This is a genomic window from Nodularia chucula CCY0103 (assembly GCF_963923915.1).
In the GTDB taxonomy this organism is placed as follows: Bacteria; Cyanobacteriota; Cyanobacteriia; order Cyanobacteriales; family Nostocaceae; genus Nodularia; species Nodularia chucula.
The window spans coordinates 21,114-43,056 of sequence record NZ_CAWUOL010000037.1; the positions used below are offsets into that span (position 1 = coordinate 21,114).

A 21,943-nucleotide genomic window follows, 5' to 3' on the forward strand; every position below is an offset into this window, starting at 1 on the left:
AACAGATATGGCTGGGGAATGGGCGTTACTGCGATTTCTGTTTTAAGAAATATTAGGAGAAACGAACCACGAAGGTACGAAGGACACGAAGTACAGAAAGAAAGGAAATTTAGTGCAACTTTATGAAGAAATGGTTTCACGCAACATGGCCAGGCTAATATCTAATATCCAGAAGCCAAAATCTGTGATGGGGTTGGTGGATATGGGTGTTAAGGTGTCGTCGCCAATTGCTTGGGTTAATTGGGTTTGGCTGAAGGTTTGGACGAGTTTTAAGCCGAGTGATTCACGGGAAATGCTATTGGTATAAGCTGCATTCAGGTAGGGAAGATATTCTGATTTGGCGGCTACATAGGTTTGAAAGAAGGGTAAGCTTAAAAGGTTGATGTAGTCACGAGCTTGGGAAGCATCCCCGGTGACATCCGTGGGTAATGATACTTGTTGACTGGTGGGGTTTCCATCACCAATGGTAGAAAAGTGGGTTCCACCTAATAGCATGACGAGATATTTGGGGGAATTTTGCAACCAGGAAAACGGTTGAATTTGCTCGTATAATGCTGGTGCAACACTATCTGCACTGCTACTGACTATCATCACAGGGGTTTTGATCTGGCTGAAACCTGCTTCCCCAAAAATTGAACTGGTTATGGGGTTGACTGCGATCGCCGCTTTCACTCTCTCGTCTTGCAAGTTATACTTTTTCCTAGAGTCCTGTTGTAAGGCTAAAGCGCTGCATTGGAACAGTAGAGACATATTCCAGGATTTATTCAGCGCCTCTGGTGTACAGTCCTGTGCTAATTGGGGAAAGTTAATTTCAGCGCCAGCTAAAGCTAAGGCTGTGTAACCACCTAAAGATTGTCCAAACACCCCGACTTGTTGCAGATTTAGCCGACTTTGAAACCGGGAGTCGGAATGGTTAATTTGTTCCAGTTGATTTAAGACATATTTGACATCCAAAGGCTGGTCTTGAAATTCCCCTGGTTCAATAACTGTACTGCTTTGGTGATGTAACGATGTACTACCGGGATGATTAGGAACCACTACGGCTAATCCGTGGGAAGCTAGATGTGTGGCTAAATATTCAAAGTTGCTGCTGTCTGTACCCAAACCATGAGAAATTACAATTACAGGTGCGGGAGTCTGGACATGAGGGATATAAACATCAGTGAGTAACAGACGATGGCGTGTGGAGTCGAAAAATTTCAGTGTGTGTTTTTGCAACTGAAACTTTCCCGGATGACCTAAATCTGCTAATTCTAAGAAGTTTAGAGGTTGGGGAATGTTTGCTGCTTCTAGATGAGATTGTTTTGTGACTGCGGCGATCGCACTTTCAGTTTCGTTAATGATGTTTTCTAGTTCTCTGGCCAAGGAGAAGCTACGCCTTAAATTAATATGAATGTCGCTGTAGGGATATTTGCGTAACAGATTTAAGAGTGTTAAACCTCCTGGTTCACCAGCAGCCGAAATTAATGCTGATCTTAATGTGCTAATTCCCTGTGGTTGCTGGGTTTGGGGTTGAATGACTTGCGCCAAGCGGTGGAGAATAAATTCGCCTTGGGGTGTGTAAAGAAATTGAGAAAGTAGTACAGGACTAACTTTTACAGGGGTGAGTAAAATTCCCTGCAATTTTTGAAATTGTTTTGCGGGGAGATATTGTTGATAGAATGCCAATTCGTGGTTAATTACGCCATCTTCAGCGTATTTTTCTAAAGCTGTGACTGAAATGGAAGTTTTGCTGGCGGAAAGAGTGACATAAATTCGCTCTGCGGCAATTATAGAAGTATTAATTCCTAATGTTACCAGGAGTATTCCTAGAACTAGCACGAGCGAATTTCTTTTGAGGGTGCTTGTCCAATTATCAAACAAACTATTCATCGCTCAACTATTGTGGTGATGTTGTTGCACTAAGTGTTGGCTTTGGTAGTTATTTACGCACCCTGGACAATTTAATGAGGATTATTTGCCGGAGTTTTAGAGATTTTTCGGGATGTATACAGTAGCAAAAATGAGGATAACAATAGATAATCAAACCCTTTAAATGAGATGGATTTTAGCCTTTTTGTGTGGCTTCTTTCCTCGCAGGTGGAAATAAAAAAGTGAACCTTTCAATCTGATGAAGATACATGAATAGTGCTAATTATTCCTTAGTAAAAGATGAAATTCAGAGGATATTTTCAAGGTCTTTATCCCAATTTTACAGCTATTTCATCTACATCGGCTACAGCATATCTAGCCGCCGAAAACTTCTCAATCAGTGGTCATATAACAATGTCTACTTAATTTAAGTATAACTTATTTATTCTCCAGTTAATTACCTATAGCAAGTAACAGGCTTTAAACTCCATAATAGTAAGGGATACATGATCTGTTTTTTCCTAATTGTCTGGGTATTTACTATATATATTCATGAATAAATAGTATTCTTGATTGTTCCCAAATTTGTAGATGCGGAAATTGCAGTCATCAGAAAATGATAGCAAATAAGATTTTTATTTACCTCAGTGTTTTAATGTAATTTTGAATGTTGCTAGTTGGCTTTTTGTGATGCGATCGCTACAGAACCAGTCACCACTAAAAGTGCGCCAATTATGCCAATTATTGTCACCTCTTCCCAGGGAATTAAAGAAGGTAAAAATACTGAGGTTGTCATAACTGAAATCAAGGTAATAATGGGAGCTAAAGCCAGGACTGCACTGACTTTTGATGCTGGTAAATGTGCTAGTGATTCAGCAAAAGCACCATAGGCAATCAAGGTATTAAAAGCACAGAATAGCAGCACCATAAAATAGGAACTGCTCAAGGTTAAAATTGTTCCTGGTTGAGCTAATGGGGTGAATAATAAAGCACATCCACCATAAATAATCAGCATAATGTGAGAGGATGATAGAAAGTGTAATAATTGTTTTTGGCATAAGGCATAAATAGCCCAAGTTGCTGCGCCTAAAATGATTAAACCGCTACCGAAAATATAAGTATTCTGTGCTGTGATTAAATTCGTTAGTTGGTCACGAAAAAATACAATATAACCTGATGTCAAGATGCTAATACCCAGCCATTGCACTGATGTATAACGTTCTTTGAAAATTATCAACCCACCTAAACTTAATAGCAGGGGTGCTAATTGAATCAGGACTTCAGCGTTAGCAGGAGAAGTTAACGCTAGACCTTGCATAAAAAATAAATAATTAAGTCCTAAAAATAATGTGGCGATCGCTAATAATTTACCAGAACTAGAACGCAGTTGCTGAGAATTAGGTAATTTACCCCTGACGGATAAAAACACAGCCAGTACCAGAAAGGACACCAAGAAGCGGAACCAAATAATGGTGTAGACATCCAGAACTTGCAGACTTACTTTCAGCGCAATCGGTAAAATTCCCCACAAAAACACTGTCAGTAGCGATAATGCTAGACCCAAACCCCAGCGACCAGAACTGTGATGCATAAATTTTTAATTCGTAGTTCGTAATTTGTAATTTGTGAAGATGTGCTGAAATATATTGATGGAATTAGAAGAAATCAACCATGACAGGAGAGGAGTTTGCAAAGATTTCTGTAGCGGCTAATAAGGCTGTTTCTGTAGCTTTGAGTTTTCCTGTCAGTTGTAATTGCTGGGGAGTGAAAAGGCTGGTATATAGAGGTGCTAAAGTCGCAATGTCTAACTGTAAATCCCCTTTACCACCTGTGGTGATTTTACCTTTACCATCAGTCACAGAGAGGATAAATTTACCATTATTAGCAGGTAGTAAGTCATCTTTAACTTCCAGGTGTAATTCCGCAGAGACTCCGGAAGGATAACCGCGCATTTCTAAGGCTTTGACTAAATCGACAATTCGCAGCATCCAGCGCTGATGACTGGTGATTTTAGCCGTTTGTTCTGGTAATAATAATGTGAGATGATCAATTACAGAGCTTCTCCATTGCACTTGGTCAATTTGGGAACGATGACGGGCAATAAATGACCAAAAAGTTGTGATAGCTGCATTGGTAAGCATTACCCAATCTTTCACCAGCATGATTGTACTATCTGGGGTGCGTTGTTGAGTAAATATGATGTAGCCTTGGGGTTGGTCTGGGTTCCCAATTAAATAAGCAGAAACTGTTTCTTGAGTATCTGGTTGAGTTAATCCTTGCCAAATTGCAGGATGTCGGTGTAAATAACCGTGAGTCAGTTGTGCTTGTTGCTGATATAAGTCGTGAAAAATGTGATGTTGTTCAGCAACTACAGGCTTTAAAGGTAAAGATGTTTCTGTTAACTGGATTTTGTCAGTGGAAATTTGCCAAGTGCAATAATTTCCTGCTTGTTCATATCCGGCTTTACGGTAAAGTGTTTGAGTTGCGGGATAGAGTGCGGAAATGGGAATTTGTTGTTGATACAATTCTTGTAGAGTTTTTTCCATAAGTGCGATCGCTGCACCACAACCACGGTATTCTGGAGCAATACCCACTGCTGCAATTCCAGTCATGGGTATAGACTGACCACCCCACCATTGACCCATAGGAAGAAGTGCGAGTCCACCGACAACTTGCTGATTTTGATGGATAACGCGAAACTTGTCCACACCTAGACGCTTCATGTAGATGGCGCTATCACCCGCAGACATAATAAAACACTGTTCCAGGATATATCCCAGATGCTGCATATCTTCACTATCACTGAGAATACTGTATTGAAATTTATCGGTGTTCATCTATAATTAATATCAAGTCCTGTTAATTACTTACTCTTACCACAAGAAATCACTCCTCACCGTCAGCAATCCTTAATTAAACGCCGATTAACGCGGATAAATCAAAATGTGAGATTTGGGGATTTAATTTTAATATTTTTATTGCAACATTTCTAAAAACAGCGCCTCGGTTAACTGATTAATTCCCAATTCTTGCGCTTTTTCCAATTTAGAACCCGCATCTTCACCCACAAGTAAATAATCAGTTTTTTTACTCACCGAAGCAGTAACTTTACCGCCAGCCTGTTGAATTAATGCTTTAGCTTCATCTCGTGATAAACTAGGTAGAGTTCCAGTAATTACAAAAGTTTTACCAGCTAACTTATCATTACTAGGATTTTGTGTAGTTTCCAGAATAGAAGCTAATTGTAAACCGGCGGTTTGCAGACGTTCTATTAAAACTTGATTGGCGCGAATGCGAAACCACTGATATACAGATTGGGCGATTTCTGCACCGATACCGTAAATACCTGCAATATCTGATTGTTTGGCTGAGGCTAACTGTTCTACATTGGGATATTTTTCTGTTAATAGTTGAGCATTGACACTGCCAACGTGACGGATACCTAAACCGTATAATACCCTAGACCAAGGTTGATGTTTTGATTGTGCGATCGCATCAATTAATTTTTGGGCTGATTTTTGACCCATTCTTTCTAATACACATAATCCGTCTGTTGTCAACTCGTATAAATCAGCGACGGAATGCACCAACTCTCTATCTACCAGTTGATGTACTAGCTTTTCCCCCATACCCTTAATATCTAAAGCATCCCGACTTACCCAATGTTCAATTTCCCCTTTGAGAATAGCAGGACAAGAAGCATTTACACAGCGAGTCACCGCTTCCCCTGATTCTCGCACCACTGGTTGACCACACACTGGGCAATGGGTGGGCATAATAAAAGGTTGAGTATCATCGGGACGCAATTCTGTTAATACCCGCACTACTTCCGGGATAATTTCCCCAGCTTTGCGAACAATCACAGTATCACCAATGCGGATATCTAATTGTTGGATGCGATCGCTATTATGTAAAGTAGCACGAGAAACAGTCGTCCCCGCCAATTGTACCGGACGCATTTCCGCCAAAGGAGTTAACGCCCCAGTACGTCCGACATTCACCGAAATATTTTCTACCCGTGTGGGTGCTTCCTCAGCTGCGTACTTAAGTGCGATCGCCCACCGGGGGAACTTCTGAGTAAAACCTAACTGTTCTTGTAACTTAAAAGGATTTAACTTCACCACCACCCCATCAGTCATGTAGGGTAAATTCAGGCGTTTTGTATCCCAATATTGATAATATTCAGCTATTTCTGCAATAGAACCACATAACTTATGATTGGGGTTCACAGGAAAACCCATCTTTGCTAACAATTCCAACGCTTCCCATTGGGTATTCGCAATACTTGCATCATCCATCCCCGAAATATGCAGAGTGTAAGCAAAAAAATCTAACCGACGTTGGGCGACAATGCGGGAGTCTAATTGTCTAAGTGTACCAGCTGCCGCATTACGGGGATTAGCAAATAAATTTTCCCCAGCCTTTTGACGTTCGGTGTTAATTTGTTTAAACACATCCAAAGGTAAAAACGCCTCACCCCGTACCTCTATCTTTTCTAAACTTTTCGCATCAGCAAAATTTAAACGTAAAGGAATAGAACGAATAGTCCGGACATTTTGGGTAATATCTTCACCAACCACCCCATCACCCCTAGTCACACCCCGAACTAAAACACCATTTTCATAAGTCAAAGCCAAAGCCGAACCATCAATTTTAAGTTCCGAGACATATTCCACCGCATCTATTTTAGGTACTTGTCGCCGCCAACGTTGATCCCATCCTTGCAATTCCTGAAGATTAAACGCATTTTCCAGACTATAGAGAGGAATATTGTGACGTACCGAAGTAAAATGTGTAGCTGGTTTCTCACCCACGCGCTGAGTCGGACTATCCGGTGTAATCAATTGTGGATGCTGAATTTCTAACTCTTGTAATTCCCGATAAAGCTGGTCATAGACAGCATCTTCCATCATCGGTGCATCCAGCACATAATAAGCATAGCTAGCTTGTTGCAACAACTGGCGCAATTCTTCTATACGCTTAACTTCCGACTGACTTTGTACCATTATAGCGATCGCAAATTATCTAGCTGACAAACTTAATTTTACTCTCCTTATTCCTCCTCTGCGACTCTGCGCCTCTGCGTGAGACAAAAATTCTTCTAACCATTATTATTCCCATATTTAGCCTTTAACTCCTCCAACTCTTGATCTAAAGCGCTTTGATTAGCAGGGGGAGAAATAGGTTTTGGTGATTGTACTGGATTTGCTTGAGGTTTACCACCACCCAAAAATTGACTTTTCACTTCTTCCAGTTCCAAATCAAATTCACTCGGAGATTTACTCACAGTAGTAGGTGGTGCTTTTGGTTTAACTATAGTTACTGGTGGGGGGACTACTGGCGATTGTTGATTTAAATCGTTGAGGACATCATCTGCTGTTTGATAACGACGAACCGGGATACTGACTAACATCTTTTCCAGGATGCGATTTAACCCAGGACTGAGGGGAGTTTGCAGTTGTTGTTGCCAAATCCAAGTATCATTATTTATATCATAGGAATCGAAAGGCGATCGCCCAGTTAAAAGATGAATACAAGTAGCACCTAAACTGTAGATATCGCTGGCAAAAATCGCCCTTCCTCTGATTTGTTCCGGGGCGACATATTCCGGAGTACCAATACTTGTACCTGTTCTATTTAAAGCCGTACCCGTCGCAGACTTAGAAGCGCCAAAATCCACCACAACTAACTTATAATGGGAATCCCGTAAAATATTTTCCGGCTTAATATCCCGGTGAATCACACCTCTAGCATGGCAAAATTGTAACACTGGCAATAAATCATGCAGCAATTGCCATATCTGCGCCTCACTAAAAGCCCCCTTTTGCGCCAACTCTTCAGCTAAATTCTGCCCATCAATAAATTCCTGTACCAGATACTGTCTATCATCTTGGGTAAAATACGCCAGAAGTGCGGGAATTTGGGGATGTTGTCCCAAATCATCTAACTGCACAGCTTCTAAAGTAAATAACTCCACGGCCTTCTGCACAGTATTAGTACCTTGGGCTTGGGGGTAAAATTGCTTAATGACGCAGGGGGGTTTAGAAGGTTTATCCTCATCCACCGCTAAAAAAGTTTTACCAAAACCACCTTGTCCGATAGGTTTAATGGCGCGGTAGCGGTCTTTCAGCAGTAACTTGGAACCACAACTCAAGCAAAACTTGACATCATCAGGGTTTTCTGGCTGGGTACAATGGGAATTTAGGCAATAACTCATGGAGGTTTGGCACTCTTACTATCTTCATTTTGCCTTGTCTGAGGCAGAAGGGTGATGATATGGGTTAATTATCTAGGTTCACACTGCCATTCAGTCTTTATCGCCGAAATATTTGCAGAAGACAACTTGACAATTCCAAGTGATATATTTTACATTTTATGAGGTGAGTTAAAACTCATCGACACCACTCCCCCGAACCTTGAAAACCGCATAATTTCGTTAACTGGTGTCGATTGCTTGCACTGTAAGCTTTCCAGCCTCTAAAGTTCAGGATTTATTGAGAAATTCTTGGGAGTTATTGACACTGCAAAAACTGGTGTCGATTGGTGGGGTTGAAACCCTCTCCTAGCAAGCCTTCCAGAGGTGAACTCTTTCCATAACCTCTTCCCCTAACGGGGATGGAAACTTTCCAAGCATTTGCTTGTTCTTGAGCGCTCCTGCGGAAGCAGCCTTTCCATAACCTCTTCCCCTAACGGGGATGGAAACACGCTAGGAGAGAGCATCCACCTCCCCCAGACTGACCTTTCCATAACCTCTTCCCCTAACGGGGATGGAAACACGCAACATCGCAATACTCATACCAACAATCTGACAGCTTTCCATAACCTCTTCCCCTAACGGGGATGGAAACTAGCTGCCTAAAGGCGCCAGAAAAGTTTTCATTTGTGAACTTTCCATAACCTCTTCCCCTAACGGGGATGGAAACCCCAGACTGACAACCATTTATACACCGTCCAGCACCTCTTTCCATAACCTCTTCCCCTAACGGGGATGGAAACACCACGGTGGCGCCTCCTTGGAAGGTTGAGCTTCTTCTTTCCATAACCTCTTCCCCTAACGGGGATGGAAACTTTTATGTAGTACCTTGAGTACAGATATGTCGCTGTATCTGCTTTCCATAACCTCTTCCCCTAACGGGGATGGAAACCCTAAAATAAATAGAAGTTGAATTTGAAGTTGAAGACTTTCCATAACCTCTTCCCCTAACGGGGATGGAAACATTTACAGGAGCAGAAACTGCAGCAAAAGCAAAAGAAACCTTTCCATAACCTCTTCCCCTAACGGGGATGGAAACACAATAATTAACGTGGCTTTCTATGAGCAGATACTGTCAGTTGTGAGTATCAGATCAAAAGCTGAAATTTTGAGCTATGAAGACAATTTCGGACAAATGGACTAAAAAAACAGTTTTACAGTATTTTTTAGGTAATGGCTGTCATTTTTAGTTCTAGGCTCTAAAATAATATTAACCTTAAGGGTTAACAATATGATTAGAAGCTTGCTACAATGGATATTGTGTTTAATAACCGTAAATTTGAAAAAGAGTGCAATAACCAGAAGCTTCTAGAGAAAAAACATGGTGCAGATAGAGCAAAACGCATCCGCAGACGACTAGATGATTTACGTGCTGCTAATGTATTGGAAGATATGCGATGTCTTCCAGGAAGATGCCACGAATTAGTTAAAGACCGCGCAGGTCAGTTATCGCTAGATTTGGATCATCCCTATCGGCTAATACTTGAGCCAGCAGATGAACCAATTCCTAGTAAACCAGATGGTGGCATAGACTGGAATAAAGTAACTGCCGTTAGAATACTGGGCGTGGACAATACTCATGAGTAATACAATCCAAAATCAATACACGCCAGATTATGTTTCTCCTCCTGGAGAGACTCTTCAAGAAATTCTGGAAGAGCGGGGTATGTCCCAAGCAGAACTGGCGGAACGTACAGGAAGACCTAAAAAAACAATTAACGAAATCATCAATGGCAAAGCAGCTCTTACTCCTGAAACTGCATTGCAGATAGAGCGTGTATTGGGTATCTCCGCTAGTTTTTGGAACAACCGTGAACGACAATATCGAGAAGCTTTAGCACGAATTGAAGAAAAAGAACGCTTGCAAGAGCAAATCAGGTGGCTTAAGGCAATTCCCGTGAAAGCCATGATTAAATTTGGATGGATTCACCAATATCAGGATAAAGTTGAGCAATTACGGGCAGTGCTAAATTTTTTCGCCGTCGCCTCCCCTGAACAATGGGAGGGAATATGGTGTAACAGTCATGTGTATTTCCGTAAATCTCAGGTTTTTCAAACTGAGGCTGGAGCAATGACTGCTTGGTTGCGTCAAGGTGAAATCGCAGCAGCTGATGTTCCTTGTGCTAGCTATGATGCTAATAAGTTCAAGGAAGCATTGCTACAAGTTCGCCTTTTAACAAACCAACCCCCAGCAGTCTTTCAACCAGAATTGATGCGACTGTGTGCTGAAGCAGGTGTGGCTGTGGTTTTTGTACCGGCACTTCCCAAAACAAGAGTCAGTGGAGCAACACGTTGGTTAAATCCCAACAAAGCACTAATTCAACTTAGTCTCAGGCATAAAACTGATGACCATTTATGGTTTGCTTTCTTTCACGAATCTGGTCATATTCTGCTGCACGGTAAGCGCGATGTCTTCTTTGAGGGCAAAGGCTTTGGTGATGGCGAGGATTTAGCAAAGGAGGAACAAGCAAATAAATTTGCTGCGGACATACTTATTCCCCCTATGGAACTCCAGCGATTTTTAGCATCAGGACAACAACGCAGTAAATTGGGAATTGAGGAGTTTGCTGCTAAAATTGGCATTACTCCAGGCATTGTAGTGGGCAGACTTCAGCATGATGGAATTTTACCCCCTAGTCACTGCAATGAACTCAAGCGCCGATTTGAGTGGAGATTGGATGAATCAGAAAGTTAATTGTGGAAGCAGTAGCTTCTTAATGGAACCCACTAAAATTAACCATGACTCAACTAAAAACCAAACTCACTCTCAAAGAATTTCTTGCACTTCCCGAAAGTGAACTTCCTTATGAGTTTGTTAACGGTGAAGCTATACCTAAATATAAAAATGAGCAAATGTCTCCTAAGTTTTTTCATGGTGCAACCACAGGAGCATTATTTATACTATTATCCACATGGGCGGAAGCAAAAGGTCGTGTTGTGGTGGAATGGGGGATAAATTTAACAAGAAATCAAGAAAATTGGCTACCTGTACCTGATTTAACCTACATTTCCTATAACCGTCTTCCTGCTGACTGGCTTAAAGATGAAGCTTGTCCTGTTATCCCAGAATTAGTTATCGAAATTATTTCTCCTGGTCAAACTTTTGGAGACATGATTGAAAAAGCTACTTATTATCTTCAAGCTGGAATTTCTCTGGTGTGGATAGTAGATACAATATCTCAAACCATCACTCTGTTTACAGCTTCTTCTCTGCCTGTGACATTTCGAGATAATCAAGTGATTAGCCATGAACTATTACCAGAATTAGCAATTACTCCCCATACTATCTTTAACCGTGCTGGTTTAATACCTTAGTTTTCGGCTGTTTCGCTTTCATATACAAAATTTATTTATTTCACAGTAATCCCAATTCTTAATTCCAGTTACAAGTGCAGAAACCATCGCAGTATCTAAGTGTGTTAGCGAGGAGAGTACGGCACCAAAGCGTTACTAGCCCTGGCGACTAAAAGTCGCGGCTACACAGACAAAACCCCCCTACGTGGGTTGAAAATCCTTAGTTTCTCGTTAGTCCGCGCAGGCGGACTTCGTTTGTGTAGTAGCGAATTATATTCGCCCAAAACTTTTAAAACATCCTCATTTTCACAGTTTCCAGCCTTTCTTTACCTAGATTTTTTCAATGGTTTTGCTTCCATAATTTCATGAACAATTAACCCAATCGTTCTACTTGACTCTGGATTAAACGTTGTACACTGACTAAGGCTCGATTTAATTCAAAATTGCGCCTTTGGGGATTCTGTAAATAGGCTTGTTGTTCTTCTTCTATCATTTTCACATCTTGAACTACTAAACCATCAAGTAATTTTTGCGCTGCACCAAATAAACTATTTTTAATAAAGCGGCGAAACCATATAGGTAGTTTATGTAAGCGCCAAAAGGCATTTAATGATGTAAAATGGATTAAATAGGCTTTGGTTTCGGTTGCACTGATGGGACACAATAAACAATAAATTTTAAAATCTTTGCCCAAGGTAGATACCCAATGGGGATAAATATAACTCACATCTAAGGGTTCAGGATGTAATTTTCTCAGTGCGGGAAAAAATAACTGGGATATTGACCAAATTTTGTCGATTTTGTAATAACTTTGGGCGATATAATGAGCATCTACACGATGCTCATTTTCTTCAATATCTTGTAATGATGCTTCTGCCCATGCTTGCAAGTCTTCATGTAAATGTCCATGATACATATCCATTAAATTCTCAATTAAATATGAGTAATGGGCTTGGGTATTAATCACTGAAACTGTGGCAATATAATTAAGATGTTCCCATTCTGGTAAACCCATCGGTTCTACAGTTGGTTTGGTATTTCCGGGAAATAACCAAATAAATCCATCTTGTTCTTTAACTGGGTAATGGCGAAGCTGACAGTTGGGTAATTTCTGATTTTCTGCGAGATAAGGAACCGCCGCACATTCTCCGGTAGAATTGAAGCGCCAACCGTGATATGCACATTCTAATTCGTTACCAATTACTTGTCCGTGACTGAGTTTGACTTGGCGATGGGGACAACGGTCTTCTAAGGCGTGAATTTTACCTGTACTGTCTCGATATAGGGCGATGCCTGCGGCGGGCGCTTGCGCCATCGTCTGCTGCCAGCATACTACATTTATCGGTTTATTGCTTACTTCACTGCTACGTGCGACTACATACCAATGATTGGGGTTTATGCCTAATTGACGCACATCACGACTTTGGACAGTGGGAGATAAGGAGGACATACTATCAAATATCCTGAAATATTGAAGGTGCAGTAAGAGATATTTTACAGGTATTTTTTGTCTAAAGAAAATGTAATATTTATAACTGCGATCGCCTGGGTTAAAATATTCTGCGAAGCACCGACAACGAACTTTGCCCACAAGCGATAAAGTATGGGTAGATAAGACGTTCACGAAATTGAGGAAAAATCTGTATGACAAACTACCAAGAAACCCTATCCAGCAATGAACTCAATGGCAATACAGTGAGTGTTAACCATGTGGAAGTCATAGAAAATGTCATCTCATCCCTAGAACAAGATGATAGCGCTATGGTGAGCCACAATTCAGAGAATAGTTATCTGTGGAAATTTAAGTATGGGACTGTAGAAGTTTTTATCCAACTTACTGGTACTTCTGATGAAGATACGATCACGATTTGGTCAACGGTGCTAAACTTACCAGCTAAAGATGAACTGAATTTGATGCGTCATATTTTGGAAATGAACTGTTCTAGCACCTTAGAAGCCCGTTTTGGTATTATTGATAATCGGGTAGTGGTGATATCAACCCGTACTCTAGAAGATTTGTCACCGGCAGAAGTCTCACGGCTTGTTACCATTGTGGCTACAATTGCTGATGAGAACGATGAAGTTTTACAATCTCAGTATGGTGCTGCTTAAACTGTATTGCTTGTCCCCTTGTAAATATTAGTCTTGAATCCAATTGAAAACATTGATGGTAAGCAGGTTTGGCGACTAATTCCTTTATTAGAAGCTGCTGGTGATGTGCAGATGGCCATTGACAGATGGTTGTTAGAACAGCATAAATCTGGAAACCACCCCCCAACTCTGCGATTTTATACTTGGTCGCCACCTGCTATTTCTCTTGGTTATCACCAACGCCAATACCCGGAATTGTGGAGAAATTTGATTTGGCGGGGACAGAAATTAGATTTGGTGAGTCGTCCCACTGGAGGTAGGGCGGTATTGCATCAAGGTGATTTAACTTATGCTGTGATTACTTCTGGTATACCTGGTAGCCGTTTTCAGATATATGAAAAGATTTGTGAGTTTTTAATTCAAGGATGGCGATCGCTGGGGGTAGAATTAAGCTACGGTGAAGCTGGGCGTGGCTATATTCACAACCCTAATTGTTTTGGCACAGCTACCAGTGCAGATTTAGTCTTACCAGATGGAAGTAAATTCATAGGTAGCGCCCAACTGCGACGGGGTGAGGTGATTTTACAACATGGTTCTATGCGTCTACAGCCAGATGTAGAGTTGTTTACTCAAGTATTTGGTGCAGCATCTTCTACCAGTATGGAAATTGCGCCAAATTTGAGTTTAGACAAGATAATTGCCACTTTAATCACAGCAGCTTGTGATTGTTTTGCGATGCGTATAGAAGTACGACCCCTCTCCCAGTCTGAGTGGAAGGAAATTCTCACAATAGTCTGAATACTCATATCTTGCACCTGGCGACTGGAAGTCACGGCTACACAGGCGAAACCCACCTACGTGGGTTCAAAACCCTTGTTTTTTCGTTAGTCCGCGTAGGCGGACTTTGTTTGTATAGCCGCGACTTCTAGTCGCCAGGGCTGTAATAAATTAGACTTTTCAAACAATCTCTGAATCAGCGTCACGCAACTTGAGTTTCTTTTTATGGCTTTGCCATCATATTGCTGCTATAGTACTTTTATGTCAGATTTGACATAACAACCACCACCAAGGAAGAAAAAACAGATGCCTAATCAAAATCAAAAGAAAATAATACTCTATGAAGTTTCAAAATCAAAGCAAAGTTATTGTTTGGCTCCGTGGTGAGGTAAAGACTCCACCATTTTCAGCATCAGGACGACTTGAAGCAGGGTTTTTGTTAAGGCAATTACAAGAAGGAGAAATTCTTTCACTGCCAATATCTCGACCAATGCCAAATATTGGTGTTCACTGCCATGAATTGCGGATTAATGATAATGATGCTGAGAAACAGTGGCGAATTATTTACAGAATTGATTCAGATGCAATTGTCATTGCAGATGTGTTTCAAAAGACTACTCAGAAAACACCCAAGCGTGTAATTGAAAATTGCCAAAGAAGATTGAAACTTTATGACGACATTTCTCAGGAGAGTTAATTTATTGAAGAACATATATGGATATAGCAAAGCGTCAACGTTTGGAAGCATCTGGTTGGTCTGTCGGAGATGCGGCTGACTTTCTAGAACTTTTACCTGAAGAAGTAGCTTTTATAGAAATGAAGCTATCATTAAGTAGATATTTGAAGGAACTGCGTTTAAAAAACCAGCTTTCTCAGGCGAATTTGGCTAAGAAAATTAATTCCAGTCAATCGCGGGTAGCTAAGATGGAAGCGGGAGATCCTTCAGTTTCTCTAGACTTAATAGTAAAGACCATTTTAGCAGTCGGGGGAACTCGTGAGGATGTAGCAATAGCAATCTCTTCTATCCAAAGCTAAAAAATTTAGATTTATCGAGACTTAACTTACTGATGCCAAACATAATCATTTTAATTGCTGCCTTAATAGTTGCATGGATTATCTTTAAAGCTGCTTTAAAACTATTAAAGACATTTCTGAGTAGTGCGATCGCAATTTTGGTAATTGTGATCATTTTGAATATCTTTGGCTTTAGTCCCCAAGACCTGATAGAAGAAGTTACAAACTTACCTGCAACCTTAAGCCAGTTTTTCACCGGGGAAAGTTAACAAAATCATTGGTGATTCCGGAGGACTAAAGTCCTCACTACAAACTTTATTAATTTGTGGTTGATTTGGCAATACTTCCTAACTGCAACCCTGGGGGGTAACTACCTTCTTCTTTAATTTGCTTAATTGCTTCATCGGTAATCGGTAAATTTAACTTTTGGGCTAATTCCCGCACAATATCGCCCCTATCAATGACACCCGCTACTGTACCCGCAGGGGAAAGTACAGTAATTCGCGGTAATTGCTCATTTTCTAGTTTATTGATCACTTCGGCTAATACAGTGGATTCTAATACAGAGGGAATTTCTGTTAAGGGATGGACAATACTTTGAAGAGTGCGGTTTTCCCATTCACTTCTTTCTACTAAGCGTAAATCGTCAATGGCTACCATACCCCGATAACGACCATCAGAAACGGCAAAGTAGACACTGGGGGCGTTAATATCTAAGAGGAAGGAGTCAGCAAAATTTCTTAAAGTTTGGTCAGCATCCACTACTCGAAAATCACGAGTCATGGTGTCACTGGCTGTTATTTGCAGTAAAGTTTCTTGTAATGTGGTCATGCGGTCATAACTGTTAGCATTACGCACAGCAAACCAACCAATTAAAGCAATCCATAAACCAGTAATTAACTCTCTGGTGAAAAAGTCTACAGCAAATCCTAATGCGATCGCACCATAACCTAAAATTTGCCCAGCCCTCGCAGCCCAGTGTACAGCCTGAAAGCGATTTCCGGTAATTTTCCATAGTGCGGCTTTTAGCACCTGTCCCCCATCCAGAGGTAAGCCGGGAATTAAGTTAAATAGGGCAACAACTAAATTAATTCTCGCCAAATCTGCGACCATTGCTGTAATTGGGCTAGATTCAGGTGTAACATTAGTAGCGAGGCTAAATAGCAAAAATAGGGCAATACTGACTAGAGGCCCCGCGATCGCCACTTGAAACGCTTTTCCTGGTGTTTTCGATTCCTCTTCAATGGCCGCCACACCGCCAAACAGAAATAGAGTAATAGAATTAACTTTAATCCCTTGCGATCGCGCCACCAAACTGTGACCCAACTCGTGTAACAACACCGAAGCAAACAGCAGCAGCGCCATCACCATCCCCGCACTCCAACCCACAGCAGAACCCCATTCCTGGTAAGCCATGCCAAAATTAAGCGTAGCTAACCCTAAAATTACAAACCACAACGGGTCTAAAAATAGAGGAATGCCAAATAAAGATCCGATTCGCCAATTTGTTTGCATTATATTTTCCCACAACTAGATATTTTCGGTAATTAATCCTCAAAATGTACATTCATTATTAATAAAATTTACAATTGCCAATTTTATCAAAGAGTTTCAAGCCCCTTCCTTACTATATTTTGACATATAACCTACCCCCAGGACTAATAACTGAGGGTGAGGATTTCCACCGTCAAATTATTCCCAGATTTGTCAATCCCAAGACTGCGCCAACACCAATCAGATGACCAGCACTCATCGCCGCCAAGAAAGAAGCCACACTAGGATTATTAAATATTGCCGGAAAAGGTAAAGGCATTTTTTGCCCAACATGAGGATAGTTAATTATACGCGGAATAATCAACAAGCATAATAGACAACTACCAATAATAATTGCCATCTGAGTCCAATTCCCTGTAGTATTAGTATTGGGAACAGTCATCTGGACTACCAATAACATTGATGAAATCATGGTTTTTACTCCTGCATTAACAAACGGATATAGCTGTGATTTATCAGCCATGTAAATAGTCCGCCTATTGAAGTGAGTAAATCCTCTCTCAAAGGTTAGGTTAATCTCTCACTCTTCCGTCCAAGTGATGACAAAATAAATTAAATATCCTTAACAAAGAGAGATTTATTTAACTATCCTATAGCATTGGTTTGTGACCCAGTTTAAAGTGAGACAAACAAGACTCCAAATAATTACAGTCCTCACACTTCAGTTCCTTGCCTGGATTAGCGCAACCACAGGGAGGATTAACAAAGCAATCTGTCGCATCTTGGGGTGTAGTAGATTTTTTGGAAATATAATATAAAGTTACTTCCTTAAGACAGAAAATAATATCTTTCACCATAAAAATTAGCTCTATTTAGCATAGATTCAGGATGTATCAACTAGCAGGAACACACCAGAGACTCCAGCTTGAAATCTCATCCTCTATAATCAATTCATACCTTTGACAATTTCTAGTTTCCCTCACAAAAACCTGTAAAGTTACAGATGGTAAATGATTAATTAATATCTGCCCATAACCAATAACCTTTCCGAAATGTCCTGTTTCTTTATTGATCACATAATCTCCAACAGTAAACATAGGTAAAAATGATACCCCACATAGCATTTTCTAGTCTAATAGTCTAATCAAATCCAAAATTATCTGCGTTTATCTGCGTCCATCCGCGTTCAATTATTACCGCTCCCATATCCCTTAAATGGGAATTGCTATACAAGAAGTTGCTACATTCCCATTTTCAGCACTTTAGCCCATAAAAACCTCATCCTACGATAGTGTTTTATTGAAGACTTAAGTAAGAGTTATTTTCCCGAAGTTTATAACTTCTGATATATAGATCTAGCAGCCAAATCTTTTTAACCAATACCAAATACAGAAATAAAACTAGATTTAAAAGAATCCCGTGCATCTTTTAAACTTTGCGCCAAAGGATGTTTCGCTTGCAAAAATACCCGCGCACAATTACGTCCTGGCATTCCGGAAATTGACCCACCGGGGTGAGTCCCAGCCCCAGTCAAAAATAAATTATCAATTGGTGTTTTATAATTAGCTAACTCTGGCAAAGGTCGGAAAAATACCATTTGGTCTAACGTCATATCAATATGATAGTAATTTCCCTTATAACTACCTAACCTTTCCCCTAATTCGGCTGGACTTTCCACACGACGGGCAATAGTTGCATTCTTCACATTTGGGGCATAATTAGCCAATTTATCAATTACTTTGTCTGCAACTTGATTTTTTAATTCATCCGTCCAACCAGTACCTTTTAAACCAGTACCCTCAGCACCCGCTATTTGATAAGGAGCAAAAAACTCAATCCATAACGTATGTTTACCGGGTGGTGCTAATGTAGGATCAAGGGCGCTAGGCATAACCGCATACATAGAAGGGTTACTATCAGGAATCTCTCCCAAGGTACATTTACTGTGAGCCTGTTCCACATGAGCCATTGAATCGGCAATTAAAATCGAGCCTGTGAGATAATCATCCTTGTGGTCATGATAGGGAAAATGTAGAGGTTCGTCTAAAGCTAAGTCGATTTTCAGAATAGTTTCATTGTTATTAATGATACGACGTTCTAACCTCTCGCGTAAATCACCATCAACTTGATCAACTTCACAGGGATCTATAAGTTGTAAAAATAGACGTTTAGCATCAATATTGGAAATTACCCCGTATTTAGCCCGATATTCCTGACCACCCCCAACCCTGACACCCACAGCCTTCCTGTCGTCAATTAAGACTTTCTCTACCTGTTGGTCGGTGAGAATTTTTCCTCCCTTACTAGTAACTAAATTAACTAAAGCCTGGACTAAAGCCCCAGTTCCCCCACGGGGTCTAGTCATACCGGGGTTGTGACGCATAGCCATCATCATCACACCAATAGCTAAGTTTTTTTGGGAAGGAGGCGCACCCAGTTCGGAAGCCAGTCGGGAAAGTGGGGCCTTTAAAAATTCCTCATCAAACCATTCCTCTAAAATATCCTCAGCACTGTTCAGCATAGTGCGAATGAAATCTAAGGTTTTAGATGGCGAACCAACTACAGAAAATAAATCTTTAAATTTTTGAATATTGTAATTACCAAAAATATCTATAACTGATTTAGGTGGAGCATTAAACATAGGAACCATTGCATTAATTGCCCTTTGCCAGTAATCTATAAACTCCGCATATTTTTTAGCATCTCGCTCATTATAACGAGCAATTTCTGCACAGGTTTTTTCCACTGATTTGTGCGCTAAGAAATACTTACCATCAGGATGTGGGCAAAAAACAACCGGGTCACAGTCTAAATATTCTAAACCATATTTTTCTAATTCCAATTCTGCCACAACTGGCCCTAAATGAATAAATTCATGGTCAATTGCACACAAATTAAATTTAAATCCCGGTGCTTCTTGCGGTATACATTCTTCTGTCGTCGCTGCACCACCGGGAACTGAACGCTTTTCTAGTAGCAACACACTGTAACCAGCCTTCAGTAAATAAGCTGCACAAACCAACCCATTATGTCCTGCGCCAATAATAACAACATCATACTCGTGCATATTTTTAGCTACACTTTGATCTCTAGAGTTTAGACTATTATTATAAATTGTCATCCCCGAAAATTCTTACCGAATCTCAGGTTCTCGTAAATAATTAATTCTACACTAATCCTCTATGACTACTGAAGCTGATTGATAAACTCAATTTGTGATTCGGAGATTGGCTGCACATTTGCTTCAATCATTAGTATAATTTTCTCCGATTCAACCTCCATATCTATAATCCTAAATGCTGTATCTTCCCACTTCAAAAAGGGGAGATTAGCTAGTTCTTTAATTTTCTGCATGAATGCTAATATTAGTTCTACAGAAATTCCTTCTCCTTCAGTACAAGTCACACTTTCTAACAAGATGGGATGGGAATTATTCCGGGGACGACAAGTCACCGTCACACCTAAAAGATGTGTATTTTTCTCTGACTTGAGTAACCCTGTGGCATTACAACCGATTTTGCCGTCTCCAGGTAAAAATATATTGATATTTTGCGGTGCAAAACTAATTATTTGGCCATCTACATTTAACGTAATTTTTTCTACCAAGCTACGAATTAAATCTGAGGTGCAGGCGAGGTTAATATCTGTTTTGGTGAGGACTACACGCGCAACGGTATTTACTGGCTGATTGAGTTCAATTTGACCGAAAATCGCTCGGAAAGGATTTATAGTAATATTATCTGTTTGCAGTTGGATTTCCTGGACACGGATATTTTCTTTTAGCACTATTCCTTTACCTGAAACGGAAACCTTTTCTGCTTGTCCCTGAAGGATTTTCACAACATCAGTTTCTATATCTATATCAATTTCTTCGGCTGCTTCTATCCTTTCTGATACTGTTTTTTCAGCTTGATATGATGCAATTTTTCCTTCAATATTTTTGCTATTTTCCATAAAATTTGCCTCTGATTATTTCTACATATTGGTTACTTTAAACTTTGGATGGTAAAAATGTTATCTACAGCCAGAAATATACAAATATGAGTAGTTCCGATGATGAAGTTGATACTTACAACGACTTACAAGAACTAGAACTTGCTTACTTTGAAGACCGCAGCACGGGTATCCTGCTATCTATTCTCAAAGATCCACCTATTTTGATTTTGCATGAGGCAACCTCTGCGGTGGATAATGAAACCGAAGCAGCTATTCAGAAATCTTTAGTTAGCTATCATTACCCAAAATCGCACGACTATAGCCATTGCACATCGTCTTTCCACAATTCGCCACAGTCATTGCATATATGTGATGGAACAAGGTCAAATTGTCGAGCAGGGTAAGCATGAGGTAATGGAATTTATACAAGTTTGTGGAACGTACAATCTGGATATGTGCCTACTCATACCTTCGAGGATAATCTGTTCGGGGATTGAGCAACGCTAACGCGAACAACCCAAGCTATAGGACTAATATTTGATTTTTGAACAATCAAGCTGCCTAGAAGCTTGACTTCTCAGTATACTGAGTAAGATTCAAGTAGGATTTCTATAGCTGTTTTAACTTAATCACAATGACCTCTTTACCATTCACTAAACAACATCCACTGCTGCGGTTATTACACTACGCTAAAAACTACCGTTGGCAAATATGGACTGCTGTAACTTTTACCATAGTAGAAAGAGTTTTCGTCATTGGCAGATTTTATCTGATTGGGGTAGCGGTGGATGTAGTGGTAGACCCAGAAAATTCTATCATTGCCCAATGGGGAATTAGTAATATTATTGCACAGTTGGTAGTTCTATCATTATTAACTTTACTGACACGGACTTTAGAATCATTATCTGAATTTATTTACGATCGCCTGTGGCTCAACCTAGCCCACAGTATTCAGCATCAGTTACGTGTTGATGGTTATAATCATTTGCAATTACTAGAATTGAGCTATTTTGAAGAACGCTCTACAGGTACTCTATTATCGATATTGAATGATGATATCAACCAGCTAGAAAAATTTCTTGCTTATCTGGCTGCTCACATTTTGCAAATCATGACAACGATTGTAGCTGTTAGTGGTTCATTTCTTTTCATCGCCCCTAATGTTGCTTGGTTAGCAATCAGGGTTAGCGCGTCTCAAACCCTATTGACAGTGGGATTCTAGGAGAGGATTGA

19 protein-coding genes, 1 pseudogene and 1 CRISPR repeat array are annotated in these 21,943 nt (G+C 40.3%); of the genes and pseudogenes, 10 read left to right on the plus strand and 10 right to left on the minus strand.

The features are described from left to right. Positions 1-120: 120 nt before the first annotated feature. The 5 genes from ACM0OP_RS12315 to ACM0OP_RS12335 all read right to left on the minus strand — a co-directional run bounded on the left by ACM0OP_RS12315 (position 121) and on the right by ACM0OP_RS12335 (position 8,068). Positions 121-1,872, minus strand: a complete 1,752-nt coding sequence (locus ACM0OP_RS12315; RefSeq protein WP_414528698.1) for an alpha/beta hydrolase — start codon at positions 1,870-1,872, stop codon at positions 121-123. 652 nt (positions 1,873-2,524) lie between these two features. After that, on the minus strand, positions 2,525-3,442 hold the full coding sequence (locus tag ACM0OP_RS12320; RefSeq protein WP_414528699.1) for a DMT family transporter: 918 nt from the start codon (positions 3,440-3,442) through the stop codon (positions 2,525-2,527). A 64-nt stretch (positions 3,443-3,506) separates the two neighbouring features. Beyond that, entirely contained in the window at positions 3,507-4,688 is a 1,182-nt protein-coding gene (locus ACM0OP_RS12325; protein ID WP_414528700.1) for a GNAT family N-acetyltransferase, read from the minus strand. A gap of 138 nt (positions 4,689-4,826) precedes the next feature. Continuing rightward, complete coding sequence (gene ligA / locus ACM0OP_RS12330; RefSeq protein WP_414528701.1) at positions 4,827-6,857, minus strand: NAD-dependent DNA ligase LigA; 2,031 nt, start codon at positions 6,855-6,857, stop codon at positions 4,827-4,829. 95 nt (positions 6,858-6,952) lie between these two features. Beyond that, a complete protein-coding gene (locus ACM0OP_RS12335; protein WP_414528702.1) occupies positions 6,953-8,068 on the minus strand; it encodes a protein kinase domain-containing protein in 1,116 nt (371 codons plus the stop codon). A 370-nt stretch (positions 8,069-8,438) separates the two neighbouring features. After that, positions 8,439-9,143: direct repeats of the CRISPR family, unit length 36 nt; unit sequence CTTTCCATAACCTCTTCCCCTAACGGGGATGGAAAC. Positions 9,144-9,355: 212 nt separating this feature from the next. Here ACM0OP_RS12335 and ACM0OP_RS12340 point away from each other — a divergent pair. Genes ACM0OP_RS12340 through ACM0OP_RS12350 form a run of 3 tightly spaced genes read left to right on the plus strand, consistent with a single transcriptional unit; the run spans position 9,356 to position 11,419 of the window. Next, on the plus strand, positions 9,356-9,691 hold the full coding sequence (locus ACM0OP_RS12340) for a killer suppression protein (protein WP_414528703.1): 336 nt from the start codon (positions 9,356-9,358) through the stop codon (positions 9,689-9,691). Further along, a complete protein-coding gene (locus tag ACM0OP_RS12345) occupies positions 9,684-10,799 on the plus strand; it encodes a HigA family addiction module antitoxin (protein ID WP_414528704.1) in 1,116 nt (371 codons plus the stop codon). Before ACM0OP_RS12340 ends, ACM0OP_RS12345 begins: the two co-directional genes overlap by 8 nt. A 44-nt stretch (positions 10,800-10,843) precedes the next feature. Next, complete coding sequence (locus tag ACM0OP_RS12350; protein WP_414528705.1) at positions 10,844-11,419, plus strand: Uma2 family endonuclease; 576 nt, start codon at positions 10,844-10,846, stop codon at positions 11,417-11,419. 352 nt (positions 11,420-11,771) lie between these two features. On the opposite strand, the gene ACM0OP_RS12355 is transcribed toward ACM0OP_RS12350, so the two are convergent. After that, positions 11,772-12,848: an aromatic ring-hydroxylating dioxygenase subunit alpha gene (locus ACM0OP_RS12355; protein WP_414528706.1), complete on the minus strand. Its 1,077-nt coding sequence runs from the start codon at positions 12,846-12,848 to the stop codon at positions 11,772-11,774. A gap of 194 nt (positions 12,849-13,042) precedes the next feature. Here ACM0OP_RS12355 and ACM0OP_RS12360 point away from each other — a divergent pair, with 194 nt between their 5' ends. The 5 genes from ACM0OP_RS12360 to ACM0OP_RS12380 all read left to right on the plus strand — a co-directional run bounded on the left by ACM0OP_RS12360 (position 13,043) and on the right by ACM0OP_RS12380 (position 15,549). After that, positions 13,043-13,510 carry a YbjN domain-containing protein gene (locus ACM0OP_RS12360; RefSeq protein WP_414528707.1) on the plus strand — a complete coding sequence of 156 codons (468 nt, stop codon included), beginning with the start codon at positions 13,043-13,045 and terminating at the stop codon, positions 13,508-13,510. A gap of 51 nt (positions 13,511-13,561) precedes the next feature. After that, positions 13,562-14,287 carry a lipoate--protein ligase family protein gene (locus tag ACM0OP_RS12365; RefSeq protein ID WP_414528716.1) on the plus strand — a complete coding sequence of 242 codons (726 nt, stop codon included), beginning with the start codon at positions 13,562-13,564 and terminating at the stop codon, positions 14,285-14,287. Positions 14,288-14,606: 319 nt separating this feature from the next. After that, on the plus strand, positions 14,607-14,963 hold the full coding sequence (locus ACM0OP_RS12370; RefSeq protein WP_414528708.1) for a type II toxin-antitoxin system RelE/ParE family toxin: 357 nt from the start codon (positions 14,607-14,609) through the stop codon (positions 14,961-14,963). A 17-nt stretch (positions 14,964-14,980) separates the two neighbouring features. After that, a complete protein-coding gene (locus ACM0OP_RS12375) occupies positions 14,981-15,301 on the plus strand; it encodes a helix-turn-helix transcriptional regulator (protein WP_414528709.1) in 321 nt (106 codons plus the stop codon). A 32-nt stretch (positions 15,302-15,333) separates the two neighbouring features. Then, positions 15,334-15,549: a hypothetical protein gene (locus ACM0OP_RS12380; RefSeq protein ID WP_414528710.1), complete on the plus strand. Its 216-nt coding sequence runs from the start codon at positions 15,334-15,336 to the stop codon at positions 15,547-15,549. Positions 15,550-15,598: 49 nt separating this feature from the next. Here the strand turns inward: ACM0OP_RS12380 and ACM0OP_RS12385 are convergent, their stop codons facing one another. The 4 genes from ACM0OP_RS12385 to ACM0OP_RS12400 form a co-directional block, all read right to left on the minus strand. Continuing rightward, positions 15,599-16,795 carry a site-2 protease family protein gene (locus tag ACM0OP_RS12385; RefSeq protein WP_414528711.1) on the minus strand — a complete coding sequence of 399 codons (1,197 nt, stop codon included), beginning with the start codon at positions 16,793-16,795 and terminating at the stop codon, positions 15,599-15,601. A gap of 172 nt (positions 16,796-16,967) precedes the next feature. Further along, positions 16,968-17,246, minus strand: coding sequence for a photosystem I reaction center subunit PsaK (psaK, locus tag ACM0OP_RS12390; RefSeq protein WP_414528717.1), 279 nt, complete (start codon positions 17,244-17,246; stop codon positions 16,968-16,970). 900 nt (positions 17,247-18,146) lie between these two features. After that, the gene (crtO, locus tag ACM0OP_RS12395; protein WP_414528718.1) at positions 18,147-19,841 is read right to left on the minus strand and encodes a beta-carotene ketolase CrtO; all 1,695 of its coding nucleotides are present in this window, start codon (positions 19,839-19,841) and stop codon (positions 18,147-18,149) included. Positions 19,842-19,960: 119 nt separating this feature from the next. Then, the gene (locus ACM0OP_RS12400) at positions 19,961-20,728 is read right to left on the minus strand and encodes an LmeA family phospholipid-binding protein (protein WP_414528712.1); all 768 of its coding nucleotides are present in this window, start codon (positions 20,726-20,728) and stop codon (positions 19,961-19,963) included. A gap of 170 nt (positions 20,729-20,898) precedes the next feature. On the opposite strand from ACM0OP_RS12400, the pseudogene ACM0OP_RS12405 reads away from it, so the two are divergent. Both ACM0OP_RS12405 and ACM0OP_RS12410 read left to right on the plus strand, forming a co-directional pair. After that, positions 20,899-21,207 (plus strand): annotated as a pseudogene (locus ACM0OP_RS12405) (hypothetical protein); the annotation flags it as partial. A 137-nt stretch (positions 21,208-21,344) separates the two neighbouring features. Next, a complete protein-coding gene (locus tag ACM0OP_RS12410; protein WP_414528713.1) occupies positions 21,345-21,932 on the plus strand; it encodes an ABC transporter transmembrane domain-containing protein in 588 nt (195 codons plus the stop codon). The last annotated feature ends 11 nt before the right edge of the window (positions 21,933-21,943 follow it).